An 18,169-nucleotide genomic window follows, 5' to 3' on the forward strand; every position below is an offset into this window, starting at 1 on the left:
CCGCGGGCGGGGGGCGGGGTCAGTCGCGGACGATCAGGTAATTCATCCGCGCGGCCGCGATCGGCTTGTCGCGGTCGTCCTGCCACGCGGTCGCCTCGACATTGGCAACGCGCGTGCCGAGCCGGGTGACCACGCCCGCCGCGCGCGTCGGCTTGTCGCGGCCGCCCCGCATGAAATCGACGGTGACGGTCACCGGCTTGATCCGCACGCTGGCGTCCTCGGGGCCCTCGGTCTCGATCGCATGGTAGAGCGCCGCGATCGCCGCGACCTCGAGCAGCCCCGATATCGCGCCGCCGTGGAGGAACCCGGGGCGGCCGATCACGTCGTCGCCGAATGGCATCAGCAGCACCGGCCGACCCTCCGCGTCGCGTTCGATCTCGACGCCCAGCGTTGCGGCATAGGGTGGGAGCGTGCTCACCATGACCCGAGCACCATGAACGTGCCCGCGACATGGGCAAGCGGATCGGCGGGATCGCCGTCATGCGCCTGGCCGCGGACGAACGCGATCGACCGGGTGATGCGGTAGCATTCGCCGCGTCCGATCACCGTCTTGCCGGGCATCGCCGGGCGCAGATAATCGACGCGCAGGTCGAGCGTCGCATGCGGCACGAACGCCGCGCGGCGGATCCAGATGGCGATGCTGGCGGCCATGTCCATCATCGTGATGATCGGCCCCGACGCAATCACGCCGCTGGCCGGATCGCCGATCAGCTTTTCGTCATAGGGCAGCGCGAGCTCCGCCCAGTCCGCGCCATGCGCGTGATAGCGCATCCCGAGCGCGGCGCCGTGCCCGCCGAACCCATGTCGTGTAAACCGCTCTGCGTCGAAGCCATCCATGCCCCGACCTCTACACGCCAGCGACCGCCACGCAACATTGCCGCACATGCGGGGCGGGGCTAGCATCGGGCGCAACGAGATCAGGAGAGAGGATCGCCATGAACGACCGGGTCACCATCGCCGTCGCGGACGGGATCGCCGATGTCCGCCTCAACCGCGCGGACAAGATGAACGCGATCGACCCGGCGATGTTCGAGGGGATCGCCGCCGCGATCGACCGGCTGGCGGGGATGGCCGAGGTGCGCGTCGTCGTGCTGTCGGGCGAGGGCCGGGCGTTCTGCGCGGGGCTCGACATGGCGTCGATGGCGGGCGGCGGGTCGGGGCTTTCGCTCGACGACCGGACGTATGGCGACGCCAATCTGGTGCAGCAGGTCGCCTGGGGCTGGCGCACCCTGCCGATGCCGGTGATCGCCGCGGTCCACGGCGTCGCGTTCGGCGGCGGGTTCCAGATCATGTCGGGCGCGGATATCCGCATCGCCCACCACAGGCGCGGTTCGCGATCCGCGAGACGCATTGGGGGCTGGTACCCGACATGGCGGGGATCGCGCTCTGGCGGACGCTGGCGCGCGACGACGTGCTGCGCGAATTGACTTACACCGCGCGCGAGTTCGACGGGGCGGAGGCGCTGCATCACGGCTTTGTTACGCGGCTCGACGACGATCCCCATGCCGCCGCGATGACGATGGCACGTGCGATCGCCGCAAAGAATCCGCAGGCGATCCGGGGGTCGAAGGCGCTCTACACGCTCGCCGCCGATGCGGACTCGGCGGCGATCCTGCGCGCCGAAAGCGACGCGCAGGGGCAGGTGATGCGCAAGCCCAATCAGATCGAACAGGTCCGCGCCAATCTCGAAAAGCGCACAGCGTTGTTCGTCGACTAGGCGCTACTTCATCAGGACGAGCTCTTCCGCCATCGTCGGGTGCAGCGCGACCGTCGCGTCGAAATCGGCCTTGCTGAGCCCCGCCTTCACCGCCACCGCGGCGGACTGGAGGATCTCGGGACAGTCGGGGCCGATCATGTGAATGCCGACGACGCGGTCGGTCTCGCCGTCGCAGATCATCTTGTAGAGCGACCGCTCGTTGCGCCCTGCCAGCACGTTCTTCATCGGCCGGAAGTCCGACGTGTAGACCTTCACCGAGCCCAGAGCCTGCTTGGCCTGCGATTCGGTCATGCCGACGCCGGCCATTGGCGGGTGGCTGAACACCGCGGCGGGGACGTTGGCGTAGTCGACGCGGGTCGGCTTGTTGCCGAAGAAGGTGTCGGCGAACGCCTGTCCCTCGCGGATCGCGACCGGGGTCAGCTGGATGCGGTTGGTGACGTCGCCGACCGCGAAGATGCTGTCGCAGCTCGACCGATTGTCTTCGTCGACCACCACTGCGCCCGCCGCGTCGAGTTCGACCCCGGCCGTCTCGAGCCCGAGGCCCTTGGTGTTCGGCAGGCGGCCGGTCGCGAACAGGACGAGATCGACGACGATCGGCTCGTGCCCGCTGGTATGCACGGTCAGGCAACCGTCCTCGCCCCTGTCGATTCCCTGGAACGCCGCGTTGAAGCGAAAGTCGATGCCCTTGCTCATCGAGATCTGGAGCAGCCGGTCGCGGATCGATTCGTCATAGCCGCGTAGGATCACATCGGTGCGGTTGATCAGCGTGACGTGCGCGCCGAACTGATGGAAGATGCCGGCGAATTCATTGGCGATATAGCCCGCACCCGCGATCAGCACGCGCTTCGGCACATCGTCGAGATGGAACACCTCGTTCGAGGTGATGCCGTGCTCGGCACCGGGGCAGTCCGGCACCAGCGGGTGCGCGCCGACCGCGATCAGGATCTTCGCCGCGGTCTTCTTGCTGCCGTCGGCGAGCGTGACTTCGTTGGGGCCCGAGACGACCGCGCGCTGGTGGATGATGTCGACATGGTTGTTCTCGAGCGTCTGGGTGTAGGCGCCGTTGATCCGGTCGACCTCCTCCATGACGTTGTCGCGCAGCGTCGGCCAGCTGAACGCGCAATCGTCGGGCACCTGCCAGCCGAAGCGCTTGGCGTCCTTCAGATCCTCGGCGAAATGCGCGCCGTAGATCAGCAGCTTCTTCGGCACGCAGCCGCGGATGACGCAGGTGCCGCCGACGCGATATTCCTCGGCGACCGCGACGCGCGCGCCATGCGCGGCGGCAACGCGCGATGCACGCGTGCCGCCCGAGCCGGCGCCGATGACGAAGAGGTCATAGTCGAATTGGGTATCGGTCACGGGCTATCCTTGTACGTCGCGCTGCGGCTTTGGATGCCATCTGGGGCAGGGGGGATGCGCGGACAAGACCGGTGCGGCGATCAGGGTAATCGGCTGGCTCTATCGCCGACCCGCCCTGCGCATCGGCATCGCGTCGATCGTCCGCTCCAGCACGACGGCGGGGAAGGGGTGTGCGCTGCGCAGTTTTTCGCCGCCATCCTTGCCGATGAGGATCGCGGTGAAGGTGGCGGGGAGGCGGAACTTGCGGCGTAGCGCGGGGGCGCTGTCCCCGGCACCGCGAACCTGATCGCCGACGATTTCGACGACAGCGAGGTCGCGCTCGTCGCGTTTCGCAGTCCAATTGTCGAGGATGCGGCGCTGCTCGGCGAGTTCCGGGTCCTGCGGGGCGGGGGCCGCAACGATCAACACGCGGCGATCCCAGCGCATCTGCGCGAGGGTGGGAGAGGCGGCGAGCGCTATGGCGAGGAGGATGGGCATACCGCGGTAACGCTCGAGGTGCGCGCACGGTCCCCCCAAATACCAACCCGGCGAAGGCCGGGGTGGCGGAGTGGGGTGGGGCGCACTCAGCGCACGCCCACCCCAAAAATCACCCGAAGGCGCGCTTGATCAAATCGTCGGTCGAAGGATCGAACGTCTGCCCGCCCTTCTCCGCGGCCTTCGCCATTTCCTTGCCCAGCTCGACCCCGAACTGGTCGAACGAGTTGATCCCCAGCAGCACGCCGTTCACAAACACGCGGTGCTCGTAGAACGCGATCAGCGCGCCCAGCGTGCGCGCGTCGAGATCGTCGAGCAGCAACGTCGACGATGGCCGGTCGCCCGAATAGCTGCGCGCGGGATCCTCGACCTGCTTGCCCGCCATCAACGCCGCACCCTGCGCAAAGGCGTTGAGCAACAGCGCCTTGTGATGCTCCTCGGGCAGCGTGTCGCCCGGCTCGATCGACGCGACGAACTCGACCGGCACCAGATGCGTGCCCTGGTGGAGCAGCTGGAACACCGCATGCTGCGCCTCGGTGCCGACCCCACCCCAGGTGATCGCCGCCGAAGGCCGCCCGAGCGGCTGGCCATCCGCGGTCACCGACTTGCCGTTCGACTCCATCTCCAGCTGCTGGAGATAGCTTGGCAGCAACCGCAACCGCTCGTCATAGGCAAAGGTCGCACGCGTCTCGGCATGGCGGATCTGCGTGTAATAGAGGTCGGCAAACGCCGCGAGCGCCGGCGCATTCTCGTGCAGCGCGGCGAGGCGGAAATGGCGGTCCATCTCGGCCGCCCCCTCAAGCAGCTCCTCGAACCGGTCCCAGCCGAGCGCGATCGCGGCCGGAAAACCGATCGTCGACCAGAGCGAATAGCGCCCGCCGACGCTCTCGGCGAACGGCAGGATCCGCGTCTCGTCGACGCCCCATTCCATCGCCTTTTCGGGCGCGGCGGTCAGCGCGATCACGCGGCCGTAAGGATCCTCGACATTATGCTCGTTCATCCACTGAAGCACGGCTTCGGCGTTCATCAGCGTCTCGGTCGTGGTGAAGGTCTTCGACGCGACCACCAGCAACGTGGCGGCCGGATCGAAGCGTTCGAACACGTCCTCCAGCGCGACGCCGTCGACATTGGCGACGATCCCGACATCATATCGCTTGTCGTCACGCCCGAGCGAATCGACCAGCAGCTGCGGCCCCAGCGCGGAGCCGCCGATGCCGACATGCAGGATATGCCGCACGGGGCCGAGCGCATCCGCCTCGATCGCGTCGATCAGCGTGCGCATCCGCGAATGGCTCGCCTGTGCGATCGCGACGCTCTCGTGCTTGCCCTCACCGCGCTCGGCGGTGTGCTCGACCGCGCGGCCTTCGGTGACGTTGACGATCTCGCCCGCGAACATTGCCTGGCGCTTGCCCGACAGGTCCTGCGCCTTGGCCATTTCCTCGAACGCGCTGACCATGTCCGTGGTCAGGTGCGTCTTCGACCAGTCGAAGTGGATGCCTGCGACGTCGAGGCTCAGCTTGGACAACCGCTCAGAGTCGGCGGCGAACAGGTCGGTGAGTTTGGCGGCGGGCAGGGCTTCGATTTTGGACCAGTCGGCGGTCATGCAAAGTCTCCGATTTGGAATTCGTGCGCACCGATACGGCGACGCGAGCAAGAACACCATAACGTCCCGGGAGGCGATTGGGTCTCCGGGGGTGTCCGGATCGTATCCGGACATGGCGGATGCTGCATATGCTTGACGGCGCGCGCCGGTTGAGCAAACCCGCGGCCATGGCAAAAGACGCGAAGACCAAACCGGCCCGATCCGAAACCGCAGAGACGTTCCGCTTCCTGCTGAAGCTGGCGGTGGTCGTATTGATCCTGCGCAGCTTCATCTTCGCGCCGTTCAGCATTCCGTCCGAATCCATGCTGCCCCGGCTGCTGATCGGTGATTATCTGTTCGTGTCGAAGTGGAGCTACGGCTATTCGCGCTGGTCGCTGCCGGGTGGCGTGCCGTTGATCCCCGGACGGATCTTCGGCAGCACGCCGACGCGCGGCGACGTCGTCGTCTTCCGCGCCCCCGAAGTGCTCGATCACGACGTCATCAAGCGCGTGATCGGCCTGCCCGGCGAGACGGTGCAGATGCGGCAGGGGACGCTGTACCTGAACGGCACCGCGATCCCCAAGGCGCGGATCGCCGACTTCACGATCCCGCTGACCGCCAATTTCGATGCGGAGAAATGCGGCGCGCCGTTCGTCGATGTCGCCGACGGCGTCCAGATCTGTCGCTATCCGCGCTACCGCGAGACGTTGCCCGGCGGCCGCAGCTATTCCGTGCTCGACCAGGCGCAGCTGCCCGATCGTGACGACACGGGTGTCTATACGGTACCCGCCGGCCATATCTTCGTGATGGGCGACAACCGCGACGACAGCGGGGACAGCCGGTTCCCCGCACCAAGCGGGATGGGCTATGTTCCGCTCGAGAATGTCGAGGGCAAGGCGGTCGTCAGCTTCTTCTCGACCGACGGCAATGCCGAATGGCTGAAACCCTGGACCTGGGTCAGCGCCGCGCGCTGGGAGCGGATCGGGGAAGGCTTTTGAGCGACCTCGGCGACTGGCTGGCGGGCGTATTCGGTCGCCGGCCGCGCGATCTGGCACCCTATGAGCGCGCATTGACGCATGGCAGTCAGGCGAAGGCGAATTACGAGCGGCTGGAATTTCTCGGCGACCGCGTCCTGGGGCTGATCGTCGCCGAATGGTTGTACGAACTGTTCGCGACCGATCCCGAGGGGTCGCTGTCGAAACGGCTGAACGCGCTCGTCACGGGCCCGGTCTGTGCCGAGGTGGCACGCGAACTGGGGGTGCGCGCGCATCTGAAGCTCGGCAAGCAGGCGCGCGACGATGGCGCCAGCGACAGCGACAATGTGCTGGGCGACGTGATGGAGGCACTGATCGGCGCCTGGTACCAGGAGGCAGGGCTCGACGCCGCACGTGCGTTCGTCCGCGGCGCCTGGGGGGACCGCGTCCAGGCCGGTGCCAAGGCGCCGCAGCACCCCAAGTCCGCGCTTCAGGAATGGGCGGCCGCGCATAACCGCAAGCCGCCCGAATATACGATCGTCGAGCGTACCGGCCCCGGCCACGCGCCCAAATTCACGATGCTGGTCTCGATCGGCAAACTCGCCGAGGCGACGGCGACCGGCTCGAGCAAGCAGGAGGCCGAAACCGCGGCGGCCAAGGCGTTGCTGGAGAAGCTGGGCTAAAAAAGTTTTGTTCGCGCGGAGGCGCAGAGGACGCGGAGATGCTGCGAATGAGGCTCGCGGCCGCTGCGATCACGCGCCGCCGAATATCTCGGTGTCTCGTTGGGCACGACCTTGCCGCGATCGCACCACCTCCGCGTCCTCCGCGGCTCCGCGCGAACAAACTCCCTTTCTCGAAGTATCCGCGACGCGATGACGGACAGCCGTTTTCCCTGTACAGGTGCGCACAACACCAGTTCGAAAAGAGCATATGTGACTGAAACGAATACCACGCCCAATACCAAGCATTGCGGCCTCGTCGCCATCGTCGGCGCCCCGAACGCAGGCAAGTCGACGCTCGTCAACGCGCTCGTCGGCCAGAAGGTCGCGATCGTCAGCCCCAAGGCGCAGACCACCCGCGCCAAGCTGATGGGCGTCGCGATCGAAGGCGACACGCAGATCCTGCTCGTCGACACGCCCGGCATTTTCGAGCCCGAGCGCCGGTTCGACCGCGCGATGGTCGCCGCCGCCTGGGGCGGCGCGGAAGGCTCGGACATCATCGCGCTGGTCGTCGACGCCAAGGGCGGGATCGGCGGCAAGGTCACGACGATCGTCGAGTCGTTGGTCGGCCGACCTGAGCCGATCTGGCTAATTCTCAACAAGGTCGATCTGGCCGACAAGACCAAGCTGCTGATCCACGCGGAAAAGCTGAACGCGCTGCTCCCCTTCGCCGAGACGTTCTTCATCAGCGCGGGCACCGGCGACGGCCTTGCGGACTTCAAGACGCAGCTTGCCAAGGCGATGCCCGAAGGTCCGTGGCATTATCCCGAAGACCAGGTGTCCGACTCGACCGAACGCGCGCTCGCGTCCGAGGTGACTCGCGAGCAGCTCTATCTCCAGCTGCACGCTGAACTGCCCTATGCGAGCACGATCGAGACCGAGCAGTATATCGAGCGCCAGGACGGGTCGTTGGAGATCCACCAGCAGATTCTCGTCGAACGCCCGACTCAGCGCGCGATCGTGCTCGGCAAGGGCGGCGTGCGGATCAAAGAAATCGGCGCGCGCTCGCGCATCGAACTCGCCTCGATCACGGGCAAGCCAGTGCATTTGTACCTGCACGTCAAGGTGAAGCCGGGCTGGGACGAAGACCGCGAAGTGTACCGTGATATCGGGCTAGACTGGGTCGACTGACCCGCGACCACAACCACAATTACTACACGCCACCCCGGCGAAGGCCGGGGCCCAGTTGGGAGACGGGCGTCACGACGGACAGCGCTCCGTTACTCAGGCCTTCCCAACTGGACCCCGGCCTTCGCCGGGGTGGTAGTGTTCGGGCGAAGAACAGGCTTTGGCTCGGCACTCCGTCACGCCCACGCCCACGCCTATTGTACCAAACCCGCGACCTCCTGAAATCTATTGATGCTACCGTAAACCTCACCGGCTGACCCGGACGAGGACCACGCGATGCTAACCCTGATCGATGCGACGTCCGCGATCCGCTACGACCAGTTGCATCTGTCCCCGGTGGCGCTGGATTTCGGCCTGTTCCAGCTCCGATGGTACGCGCTCAGCTATATCGCGATGATCGCGCTGGGCTGGTGGTATCTGCGGAGGATGCTCCGCCGGTCCGGTGCGCCGATGACGGCGGGGCATGTCGACGATCTCGTCTTCTACCTGACGCTGGGCATCATCATCGGTGGTCGGCTCGGCTATTGCCTGTTCTACCGGCCCGAGATCTGGCGCGCGCCGCTCGACGTGCTGAAGCTATGGCAGGGCGGCATGTCGCTGCATGGCGGGTTCTTGGGCGTGATCGTCAGCCTGGTCCTGTTCACGCGGCGCCACCGGCTGTCGCTGCTCCGGGTGTGCGATTACGTGGCGTGTGCAACCCCGTTCGGCCTCGTGCTGGTGCGGATCGCCAATTTCGTGAATGGGGAGTTGTGGGGTCGGTTAAGCTCGTTTCCCTGGGCGGTGATCTTTCCCGGCACGCAGGACGGCATACCCCGCCACCCGAGCCAGCTCTACGAAGCCGCGCTCGAGGGCGGACTCAGCATGATCATGCTGGCCTATCTGTTCTGGCGCACCGACGCGCGGCTTCGTCCCGGACACCTGCTCGGCGCGGGGCTGATCCTGTACGGCACCGCGCGCTTCCTGCTCGAATTCGTCCGCCAGCCCGATGCCGGGCTGGAGCATCTGTGGTGGGGGCTGACGATGGGGCAGACTCTGAGCGTGCCGATGATCGGCGCCGGTATCTGGTTCTACGTCCGGTCGTTCAAGAGCGCGCGCGTCGCCCCGTGACTATCGCCCCAGGACCTCATTGACCCACGCTGGCACCAGCACCCCGGCCGCGCCGATCCGCGTCTCCTCGAAAAACACGCTCCCCATCGAAGGGTCGAGGTTCAGCTCCAAGGTAGCGGCGCCGTGATAGGCCGCGGTCTGCACGAAGCCGGCCGCCGGATAGACCGCCCCCGACGTCCCGATCGACACGAAGAGATCGGCCTGCGCCAGTGCTGCCTCGATCCGCTCCATCTGGTACGGCATCTCGCCGAAGAACACGATGTCGGGCCGCAGCGCCGCCGACCCGCAGGCGCCGCATATCGCCCCCTCTGGCAAGCTGCCGGCCCAAGGCTCGCGCGCGCCGCAGACGGCACACAGCGCCGACCGCAGTTCGCCGTGCATATGCAGCATCCGCGTCGCGCCCGCGCGCTCGTGCAGGTCGTCGACGTTCTGCGTCACGATCAGCAACTCGCCCGGCCACGCCGCATCCAGCCGAGCCAGCGCATGATGCGCCGCATTCGGCTCGACGCCCGCGAGCGCCGCGCGGCGCAGATCGTAGAATCGGTGCACCAACTCCGGATCCGCGGCGAGCGCCTCGGGCGTGCAGACATCCTCGACCCGGTGTCCTTCCCACAAGCCGCCCGGGCCGCGGAACGTCGCGATGCCGCTTTCGGCAGAAATTCCTGCGCCCGTCAGAATGACGATGTTTCGTAGATCCTGCATCGTCACCCTCTACGTATGGCGCTGTCGCCAGGATAGCCGGAGTCACGCCGATATCTCGCGTCTCCGAGCATCGGGTCGGCGGGATGCGCCCGGTTGCTCGTTTACGGCGTTGAACCGAACCGACCATGTCTTTGTGGCCGGCCGCACACCGTTCGCCGATGCCGTCATGGCACCGCGCGCCATGATATTCGAAGGATCCAATGCGATGGTGACCAAAAAATTGATGCTGTTGAGCGGCGTGATCGCGGTCCTTGGCGGCTGTGGCGACACGACATCGACCGGCGCCAACACTGCCACCGTCAATACCAGCGCGGCGGCAAGCGCAGCGTCCGACGTCACCCGCGTTCGCGGCGTGATCACCGCGGTCGGCGCCGACGCGGTGACCGTCCAGACCTATGACGGCAAGTCGGTCAGCGTTCCGCTCGACGCCAAGACCAAGGTCGCCTGGGTGGTGAAGTCCGATCTGTCGACGCTGAAGGACGGCGACTTCATCGGCACCGCGACGACCGGTCCCGACGACGCACTGCGCGCGGTCGAGCTCGTCATCTTCCCCGAGGCGATGCGCGGGACCGGCGAGGGCCATTATCCCTGGGACGTTCCCGGCGTGGTCGCGGCTGCCGGCGGCGGCGCGGCCGATGAGCAGAGTGCGATGACCAACGGCACCGTCGACGGGCAGAGCGCGATGACCAACGGCACCGTCGACCAGCAGAGCGGGATGACCAACGGCACGGTGACCGCCGGCGCGGGCAAGCCCGGCGAGACCAGGCTCAGCATCTCGTACAAGGGCGGCAAGGCACAGGTCGTCGTGCCCGTCGGCACGCCGATCGTCCGGTTCGAGCCGGCCGAGCGATCGGTCCTTGCAAAGGGCCAGAAGCTGTTCGCGATCACCTTGGCCGGCGCGTCGGGGGCGAGGTCCGTCGCGGTCGGCAAGGATGGCCTGACGCCGCCGATGTAAGACTGCTGCACGTAATCACAGCCTGAGGGGCTGGAGTGGTGATGTGTCCACTCCAGCCCCTTTTGTTTGGAGAACCTCGCACGTCGGACCTCGTGCCGGCGCGAACGTCGTGGCGGGTCGCGCGGCGATCGCCCGGCCGACCCTATCTTCATAAATCACCCGATCGCCGCTAAGACGCCTGCAAACCCGTATCCGTAAAGGCGCTGCATGACCGTCATCACCGAAGCCGACCTGATCGAAAGCGTCGCCGACGCGCTCCAGTTCATCAGCTACTACCACCCGATGGATTACATCCGTGCGCTGGGCGTCGCGTACGAGGCCGAGAAGAGCCCCGCCGCCAAGGATGCGATCGCGCAGATCCTGACCAACAGCCGGATGTGCGCAGAAGGCCACCGCCCGATCTGCCAGGATACCGGCATCGTCACGATCTTCGTGAAATGGGGCCAGGACTGCCGTCTCGACTCGACCCGCTCCTTGCAGGAGGTCATCGATGAAGGCGTCCGGAAAGCGTATCTCAATCCCGAGAACAAGCTGCGCGCCTCGATCCTCGCCGATCCCGCCTTCACGCGGCGCAACACCAAGGACAACACGCCGAGCGTGATGCATGTCGAGATGGTGCCCGGCAACACCGTCTCGATCGACGTCGCGGCCAAGGGCGGCGGCAGTGAGAACAAGTCGAAGTTCAAGATGATGAACCCGTCCGACTCGATCGTCGACTGGGTGCTCGAGATGATCCCGCAGATGGGCGCCGGCTGGTGCCCGCCGGGGATGCTCGGCATCGGTATCGGCGGCACCGCGGAAAAGTCGATGATCCTCGCCAAGCAGTCGCTGATGGGCGCGATCGACATGGCGCAGCTGAAGGAGCGGGGCCCCAGGAACGACATCGAGGCGCTGCGGATCGAGATCTACGACAAGGTCAACGCGCTCGGCATCGGCGCGCAGGGGCTGGGTGGGCTCTCCACCATCCTCGACGTCAAGATCTTCGACTGGCCGACGCATGCCGCGTCGAAGCCGGTCGCGATGATTCCGAACTGCGCCGCCACGCGCCACGCGCATTTCGTGCTCGACGGCTCAGGCCCGGTCTATCTGGAGGCGCCGAAGCTCGAGGAGTGGCCCGACGTCAACTGGACGCCCGACAAGGCCGCGATCCGCGTCGACCTCGACACGCTGACGCCCGAGGTCGTGCAGACGTGGAAGCATGGCGACCGCCTTTTGCTGAACGGCAAGATGCTGACCGGCCGCGACGCCGCGCACAAGCGGATCGCCGACATGCTGGCCAGGGGCGAGGAGCTGCCCGTCGATTTCCGTGGTCGCGTGATCTATTATGTCGGGCCGGTTGATCCGGTCGGCGACGAGGTGGTCGGGCCCGCGGGCCCCACTACCGCGACGCGGATGGACAAGTTCACGCGCATGATGCTCGACCAGGGCCTGCTCGCGATGGTCGGCAAGGCCGAGCGCGGCGGCGATGCGACTAAGGCAATCGCCGAGGCCAAGTCGGCCTATTTGATGGCGGTCGGCGGTGCGGCCTATCTGGTCGCGCGCGCGATCAAGGGATCGAAGGTCGTCGGCTTCGAGGATCTGGGTATGGAAGCGATCTACGAATTCGAGGTCGCCGATTTCCCGGTGACCGTCGCGGTCGATTCGGCGGGCGAGAACGTCCACCAGCTGGCGCCGCTCGTCTGGCGCGAGAAGATCGCGCGGGAGGGGCTGCTCGCGCCGGCGTGACCGTTCGTCCTGATGACGTGGAACGGGGAGGGCAGCCCTTCCGTTGAGCTTGCGAACCAGAGGAGTTTCGTATGTTCAAGCCCGCCAACCCCGTCGTCGCGATCGCGGTCGCAACATTGATGACGACGAGCGCCGTTGCCCAGAGCGGGGCACCCGCGCCCGCGCCGCGTACGTCCAGCGGGGGCCTCGGTAGCTTGGGTGACAGTCTTGGCGGGCTCGGCGGCGGACTGGGTGGCCTGCTTGGCGGTGGCGCGTCGAGCATCGGTTCGATCGGGGCTGGCAATGCAGCAGGTCTGCTAGGCTATTGCCTCAAGAACAACCTGCTCGGTCAGGGCGGCGCACTAGGCGCGTTAACGGGGCGGCAAACGGCGCCCCAGACCCGGACGCAGTCCCCTGCGACGGGCCAGGCGGCAGGCGCGCAGTCGATCCTGCAGCGGTTGACCGGGCGGCAGGGCGTGCGGACGTCGCCTGGCTTTGCAGCGGGACAGGCGGGGGAGCTTCAGGCGCCGAACGGTCAGGGGCTGTCGCTCGACAATCTCGGCGGACAGGTGAAGACGAAGATGTGCAGCCTCGTGCTCAACCGGGCCAAGGCGTTTCTGTAACCGGCGCATGCGCTAGGGCGGCTAGCCGTCGCCCGTCCCGTCATCCTGACGAAAGTCAGGATCAGGGTAATTAGGGGCAACCTGCGTGGCTCTGGATCCTGACTTTCGTCAGGATGACGGTGTGGGTTGGGGGAGCACCGTTCTCTTAAGGATGCGGGGAAACGTCCGCATCCTCCAAACAAAACCACCCAGAAATGAAAAGAGGTTGCCGGGGCGTCTCACGACGACCCGACAACCTCCTGACATGGTCAGCGGCCGGAGAGCTCCAGCCCGGAGGACCATGCGTACCACCTCATCCTGTGCCATGCGCGTTGATTGGAGGGCGATACCTCCCGCACATGCCGTCGGATATCAGTAGCGCGTCCCCCGAACGAACCGAACCGAACTCACTGCTGAACCATGAGACATCGGATCACCTCCTTTCGCTTGTTGAAACAACGCGGCCAAGCCTGACCGCAACCGCAATGTGTGCCGGGTGCCCTGTTGATACAAGTCTTGTTTTGCAGAAGATTTCGCGCAATCCTCAAAGGCTGTGCGGCACGCTGGGCATATGCCCGCCCTTACCCGCGACAATCCTCGGTCACGCGTTCGATCTCCGCCCATGAGGGGATGACGAGAGCGGGCTGACCCTCCTGGTCGATCACGAACCGACCGCGGCTGAACCCCATCGCCTCGAGCAGCGGATCGCTGGCCGGCAGCGTCGCCGTCACGGTGCCGGGCGTGCTGCCGGGCTGGACCGACAGCGCGCGCGTGACGCTCGACGTGCGGATCGTCATCGGCGTGGCGGCCGCGGCGGTGCGCGACAGATGGATTTGCCGCGTGCCGGTATCGCACTGGAGTGTCAGTGCGGGCAGCGCCGCCTGCGCTCCGAAACTCGCCACCGATCCGCGCGGATCGCGGCGATAGGTCCAGCTTCCCGGCGTATAGGGCCAGTCGCGCCAGTCAGCCGCAAGCGGGGCGGGGCGTGGGGCGGGGGCGGGCGCCTCGACGCGCGGTGCCGGCGGCGGCGGTTCGGCGCGGGGCGGCGCAACGCAACCGGCGATCAGCGTCAGCGTGGCGAGGCCGGCGGCGATGGGCCAGCCAGCGGCGATAGGGGTGTGGGCGCGCATGACCCGCTATGCGGCACGCCCGGCGGCCGCTCAAGGCGCGAGGACGGCGATCGCGTGGGAACCGGCGCACGCTGCTACCGGTTCAGCGACGGAACACTGTAAATCAGGAGACGATCCATGTCCGATACCGTTGCCCAGACCCCCACCCAGCTGCTCGTTCAGGCCAATATTTCGGGGACGATGAAGGTCGAGAGCCGCGATGGCGACGCGGTCGGGACGGTTTATGCCTTCATGGTGCACAAGGGTACCGGGCGCGCGACGCATGCCGTGCTGAGCCTCGGCGGGTTCCTGGGCATGGGCAAGAGCTTTTACCCGCTGCCGTTCGCGCTGCTCCAGTTCGACGCGGTGCGTGACCTGTATGTGGTGACGATCGACAAGCGCGTGCTCGAGGGAGGCCCGAGCTGGTCGAACAACGCGCCGGTCTTCGACCAGGCCTATGCCGACCGGGTGGCGAGCTATTATGGGTCGAGCAGCGAGGATCTCGTCGTCGGCTGACGCGAGCGCGGGGAAGGGGCGGTTTTTGCGGCTCTGGATCCTGACTTTCGTCAGGATGACGGAATGGATTTAAGCTTTGCGCTGTCCACCCCTTCCTCGTCATCCTGACGAAAGTCAGGATCCAGGGTTACCAGCCTTAACCGGCGTTTAAAACGGCAGCAAGGCGCGACCTTAGCGAGACCGCGAGCCACCCATCCGCATTTTCTGGCTCTTCCCGTAGCGCGTTTTCCGCGTGCCTGGCTTGCCCTCGTTCGAACGGCCCATGACCGGCGCCTTCTGCTGGTCCACCGGCAGGCCAAGCTCCTCGTTCTCCAGCTGCCGGATCTCGTCTCGCAGCCGCCCGGCGGTCTCGAACTCCAGATCCGACGCGGCCTTGCGCATCTGCTTTTCCAGATCCTCGATATAGGCACGCAGGTTGTGGCCGACCATGTGCGGGCGGTCCTCGTCGATCGGGACGGTGACCTGATCCTGGCTGGCGACGTGCGCGATGATGTCGCCGATGTTGCGGCGGATCGTCGTCGGCGTGATGCCGTGTTCGGTGTTGTACGCGACCTGCTTCTCGCGGCGCCGCGCCGTCTCGTTCATCGCGCGCTCCATAGAGCCCGTGACGCGGTCGGCGTACAGGATCACGCGGCCGTCGACGTTACGCGCCGCACGACCGATCGTCTGGATCAGCGAGGTCTCGGACCGCAGGAAGCCCTCCTTGTCCGCATCAAGGATCGCGACCAGCCCGCATTCGGGGATGTCCAACCCCTCGCGCAACAGGTTGATGCCGATCAGCACGTCGTACACGCCCAGCCGCAGGTCGCGGATCAGCTCGATACGCTCGAGCGTCTCGACGTCGCTGTGCATGTAGCGGACCTTGATCCCCGCCTCGTGCATATACTCGGTCAGATCCTCCGCCATCCGCTTCGTCAGCGTGGTGACGAGCGTACGGTATCCAAGCGCGGTGGTCTTCCCGACCTCGACGATCAGGTCCTGCACCTGCTCCTCGACCGGCTTGATCTCGACAGGCGGATCGATCAGCCCGGTCGGGCGGATGACCTGTTCGGCGAACACGCCGCCGGTCTGCTCCATCTCCCAGCTGCCGGGAGTCGCCGAGACATAGGTCGTCGGCGGGCGCATCGCGTCCCATTCGTTGAACCTGAGCGGCCGGTTGTCGATCGCGCTCGGCAGGCGGAACCCATATTCGGCGAGCGTCAGCTTGCGGCGGTGATCGCCGCGCGACATGCCGTTGATCTGGCCGATCGTGACATGGCTCTCATCGACGAACAGCAAAGCGTTGTCGGGCAGATATTCGAACAGCGTGGGCGGCGGCTCACCCGGCATCCGGCCGGTGAGGAAGCGCGAGTAATTCTCGATCCCCGCGCAGCTGCCGGTCGCCGCGATCATCTCGAGATCGAAGTTCGTGCGCTGCTCGAGCCGCTGCGCCTCGAGCAGCTTGCCCTCGAGCACCAGCTCCTTCAGCCGCTCGGCCAGCTCGTGCTTGATCGCCTCGCCCGCCTGTTTCAGCGTCGGGCCGGGCGTCACGTAATGCGAGTTCGCATAGACGCGCACCGAGTTGAGCGACGCGACCTTCTTGCCGGTCAGCGGGTCGAACTCGGTGATCTCCTCGATATCGTCGCCGAAGAACGAGATGCGCCACGCGCTGTCCTCGTAATGCGACGGGAAGATCTCGAGCGTGTCGCCCTTCACGCGGAAATTGCCGCGCTGGAACGCCGCGTCGTTGCGCTTGTACTGAAGCGCGACGAGCTTGCGCACGATCTCGCGCTGGTCGACCGTCGTGCCCTTTTTCAGGTCGAAGATCATCGCCGAATAGGTCTCGACGGAGCCGATGCCGTACAGGCACGATACCGACGCGACGATGATCACGTCGTCGCGTTCGAGCAGCGCGCGCGTCGCCGAATGCCGCATCCGGTCGATCGACTCGTTGGTCGAGGACTCCTTCTCGATATACGTGTCCGACCGCGCGACATACGCCTCAGGCTGATAATAATCATAATAGCTGACGAAATATTCGACCGCGTTGTCAGGGAAGAACGACTTCATCTCGCCGTAAAGCTGCGCTGCGAGGATCTTGTTGGGCGCGAGGATCAGCGCAGGCCGCTGCACGCGTTCGATCACGCTCGCCATCGTGAAGGTCTTGCCCGATCCGGTGACGCCCAGCAGCACCTGATCCTTCTCGCCCTCGCCGATCGCCGAGACGAGTTCGGCGATCGCGGTCGGCTGGTCGCCTGCCGGCTCATATTCGCTCACGAGCTTGAACCGCTTGCCGCCCTCGACCTTTGCGGGGCGCGCGGTCGGGCGGTGCGGGACGAAGGTGTCGCCGGTTTCGGGTTCGGCGAGGCTGGTGCGGATCTGGATGGCCATCGAGGGGGAATATGGGGAACAGGTGGCACGACGACAACGCCGCCATTGCCGGCATTCGTCAATCCGCAAACCACCCGTCGTCCCCGCGAAGGCGGGGATCCATAGCCTACCCCGCCAGCATTTTAAGGGAGAGCGCTGCCAGTAGGGATTCCCGCCTGCGCACCAATGACGGACGTTCTAATGCGGCGAGCATTGTGCGGCCCCAAGCTTTGCTAATGTTGACCCACTGCACGCGCATCCATAATGCGACCGTTTCGCAAGCCATCGACCCGCCGGCGCGAATCCGCGCGGCCAAGGAATAGACGCATGACCGCCGAAACCCTCGAAACCCGCGCGCCCGTGCTCATCCCGGAGACCCCCGCGTTCCTCAACGCCAAGGTTCTGTGGGTGCGCCACTGGAACGAGCATCTGTTCAGTTTCGCGATCGAGCGCCCGTCGACCTTCCGCTTCCGCTCGGGCGAATTCGTGATGATCGGCCTTCCGCAGGAGGGCGGCAAGCCGATCATGCGCGCCTATTCGATCGCGAGCCCGCATTATTCGGAAGAGCTCGAATTCCTGTCGATCAAGGTCGAGGACGGTCCGCTGACGTCGAAGCTCCAGCTGATCCAGCCGGGTGACGAGGTGTATCTGGGCAAGAAGCCGACGGGCACGCTGGTGCTAGACGCGCTGCTCCCGGGCAAGCGCCTCTTCATGTTCTCGACGGGCACCGGCCTTGCCCCCTTCCTCAGCCTGATGCGCGATCCCGACGTTTATTCGGCCTATGAGCAGGTGATCGTCGTGCACAGCGTGCGCCGCGTCAGCGACCTTGCCTATCACGACGAGATGGTCGCGTTGCTCGCCGAGGATCCGCTGATCGCCGAGGAGGCGGCCACGCAGTTCCACTACATCCCGACCGTCACGCGCGAGCCGTTCCGCACCACGCGGCGGATCGGTGCGCTGATCGAGGACGCGTCGCTGTTCGGCCATCCGGTGCGCGGCGACCAGAAGCTGAACCCCGAGACCGACCGCGCGATGCTGTGCGGATCGACCGAGATGATCAAGGAGTTCGCGGTGATGCTCGAGGCGCAGGGCTTTGAAGAGGGCGCGAATTCCAAGCCCGGTACGTTCGTGATCGAGCGCGCCTTCGTCGGCTGACCCGCCAGGGCGCTTGG

General features: G+C 66.1%; 17 protein-coding genes and 1 pseudogene. 10 read left to right on the top strand and 8 right to left on the bottom strand.

Going from position 1 to position 18,169, the window contains the following annotated elements:
- Positions 1–19: 19 nt before the first annotated feature.
- Both C8J24_RS10250 and C8J24_RS10255 read right to left on the bottom strand, forming a co-directional pair.
- On the bottom strand, positions 20–421 hold the full coding sequence (locus tag C8J24_RS10250) for a PaaI family thioesterase (RefSeq protein ID WP_031440033.1): 402 nt from the start codon (positions 419–421) through the stop codon (positions 20–22).
- Positions 415–837 (bottom strand): PaaI family thioesterase, encoded by a 423-nt coding sequence (locus C8J24_RS10255; protein ID WP_107932148.1) that lies wholly within the window; start codon positions 835–837, stop codon positions 415–417. The genes C8J24_RS10250 and C8J24_RS10255 overlap by 7 nt, the downstream gene beginning before the upstream one ends.
- A gap of 98 nt (positions 838–935) precedes the next feature.
- Between C8J24_RS10255 and C8J24_RS10260 the strand changes: the two are divergent.
- Positions 936–1,717, top strand: a pseudogene (locus C8J24_RS10260) (crotonase/enoyl-CoA hydratase family protein).
- Between the two features lie 3 nt (positions 1,718–1,720).
- Here C8J24_RS10260 and gorA read toward each other — a convergent pair.
- The 3 genes from gorA to pgi all read right to left on the bottom strand — a co-directional run bounded on the left by gorA (position 1,721) and on the right by pgi (position 5,153).
- Positions 1,721–3,076 (bottom strand): glutathione-disulfide reductase, encoded by a 1,356-nt coding sequence (gorA, locus tag C8J24_RS10265; protein ID WP_107932150.1) that lies wholly within the window; start codon positions 3,074–3,076, stop codon positions 1,721–1,723.
- Positions 3,077–3,175: 99 nt separating this feature from the next.
- Positions 3,176–3,553, bottom strand: a complete 378-nt coding sequence (locus C8J24_RS10270) for a DUF4174 domain-containing protein (protein WP_107932152.1) — start codon at positions 3,551–3,553, stop codon at positions 3,176–3,178.
- Positions 3,554–3,662: 109 nt separating this feature from the next.
- The gene (pgi, locus tag C8J24_RS10275) at positions 3,663–5,153 is read right to left on the bottom strand and encodes a glucose-6-phosphate isomerase (protein ID WP_107932154.1); all 1,491 of its coding nucleotides are present in this window, start codon (positions 5,151–5,153) and stop codon (positions 3,663–3,665) included.
- 167 nt (positions 5,154–5,320) lie between these two features.
- Here pgi and lepB point away from each other — a divergent pair, with 167 nt between their 5' ends.
- The 4 genes from lepB to lgt all read left to right on the top strand — a co-directional run bounded on the left by lepB (position 5,321) and on the right by lgt (position 9,060).
- Positions 5,321–6,130: a signal peptidase I gene (lepB, locus tag C8J24_RS10280; RefSeq protein WP_031395171.1), complete on the top strand. Its 810-nt coding sequence runs from the start codon at positions 5,321–5,323 to the stop codon at positions 6,128–6,130.
- The gene (gene rnc, locus C8J24_RS10285) at positions 6,127–6,789 is read left to right on the top strand and encodes a ribonuclease III (RefSeq protein WP_031440039.1); all 663 of its coding nucleotides are present in this window, start codon (positions 6,127–6,129) and stop codon (positions 6,787–6,789) included. Before lepB ends, rnc begins: the two co-directional genes overlap by 4 nt.
- Positions 6,790–7,038: 249 nt before the next feature.
- A complete protein-coding gene (gene era, locus C8J24_RS10290; RefSeq protein WP_244180613.1) occupies positions 7,039–7,956 on the top strand; it encodes a GTPase Era in 918 nt (305 codons plus the stop codon).
- Positions 7,957–8,229: 273 nt separating this feature from the next.
- Positions 8,230–9,060 carry a prolipoprotein diacylglyceryl transferase gene (gene lgt / locus C8J24_RS10295; RefSeq protein WP_107932160.1) on the top strand — a complete coding sequence of 277 codons (831 nt, stop codon included), beginning with the start codon at positions 8,230–8,232 and terminating at the stop codon, positions 9,058–9,060.
- Here lgt and C8J24_RS10300 read toward each other — a convergent pair whose 3' ends face one another.
- Positions 9,061–9,762, bottom strand: a complete 702-nt coding sequence (locus C8J24_RS10300) for an NAD-dependent deacylase (protein WP_107932162.1) — start codon at positions 9,760–9,762, stop codon at positions 9,061–9,063. It lies immediately after the preceding gene.
- Positions 9,763–9,967: 205 nt separating this feature from the next.
- Between C8J24_RS10300 and C8J24_RS10305 the strand changes: the two genes are divergently transcribed.
- The 3 genes from C8J24_RS10305 to C8J24_RS17980 all read left to right on the top strand — a co-directional run bounded on the left by C8J24_RS10305 (position 9,968) and on the right by C8J24_RS17980 (position 13,044).
- The gene (locus C8J24_RS10305; protein WP_107932787.1) at positions 9,968–10,717 is read left to right on the top strand and encodes a hypothetical protein; all 750 of its coding nucleotides are present in this window, start codon (positions 9,968–9,970) and stop codon (positions 10,715–10,717) included.
- A 207-nt stretch (positions 10,718–10,924) separates the two neighbouring features.
- Complete coding sequence (locus C8J24_RS10310) at positions 10,925–12,442, top strand: fumarate hydratase (RefSeq protein ID WP_107932164.1); 1,518 nt, start codon at positions 10,925–10,927, stop codon at positions 12,440–12,442.
- Positions 12,443–12,513: 71 nt separating this feature from the next.
- Positions 12,514–13,044: a DUF2501 domain-containing protein gene (locus tag C8J24_RS17980; RefSeq protein WP_052149325.1), complete on the top strand. Its 531-nt coding sequence runs from the start codon at positions 12,514–12,516 to the stop codon at positions 13,042–13,044.
- 560 nt (positions 13,045–13,604) lie between these two features.
- Here C8J24_RS17980 and C8J24_RS10320 read toward each other — a convergent pair.
- Positions 13,605–14,153 (bottom strand): hypothetical protein, encoded by a 549-nt coding sequence (locus C8J24_RS10320; RefSeq protein ID WP_107932166.1) that lies wholly within the window; start codon positions 14,151–14,153, stop codon positions 13,605–13,607.
- Positions 14,154–14,270: 117 nt separating this feature from the next.
- On the opposite strand from C8J24_RS10320, the gene C8J24_RS10325 reads away from it, so the two are divergent.
- The gene (locus tag C8J24_RS10325) at positions 14,271–14,648 is read left to right on the top strand and encodes a PRC-barrel domain-containing protein (RefSeq protein WP_031395809.1); all 378 of its coding nucleotides are present in this window, start codon (positions 14,271–14,273) and stop codon (positions 14,646–14,648) included.
- Between the two features lie 171 nt (positions 14,649–14,819).
- Here C8J24_RS10325 and uvrB read toward each other — a convergent pair whose 3' ends face one another.
- Positions 14,820–17,018, bottom strand: coding sequence for an excinuclease ABC subunit UvrB (gene uvrB, locus C8J24_RS10330; RefSeq protein WP_031441377.1), 2,199 nt, complete (start codon positions 17,016–17,018; stop codon positions 14,820–14,822).
- Positions 17,019–17,324: 306 nt separating this feature from the next.
- On the opposite strand from uvrB, the gene C8J24_RS10335 reads away from it, so the two are divergent.
- Positions 17,325–18,152: a ferredoxin--NADP reductase gene (locus C8J24_RS10335; RefSeq protein ID WP_037530558.1), complete on the top strand. Its 828-nt coding sequence runs from the start codon at positions 17,325–17,327 to the stop codon at positions 18,150–18,152.
- Positions 18,153–18,169 lie beyond the last annotated feature (17 nt).

The sequence above is a fragment of the Sphingomonas aerolata genome (assembly GCF_003046295.1).
GTDB lineage: Bacteria > Pseudomonadota > Alphaproteobacteria > Sphingomonadales > Sphingomonadaceae > Sphingomonas > Sphingomonas aerolata.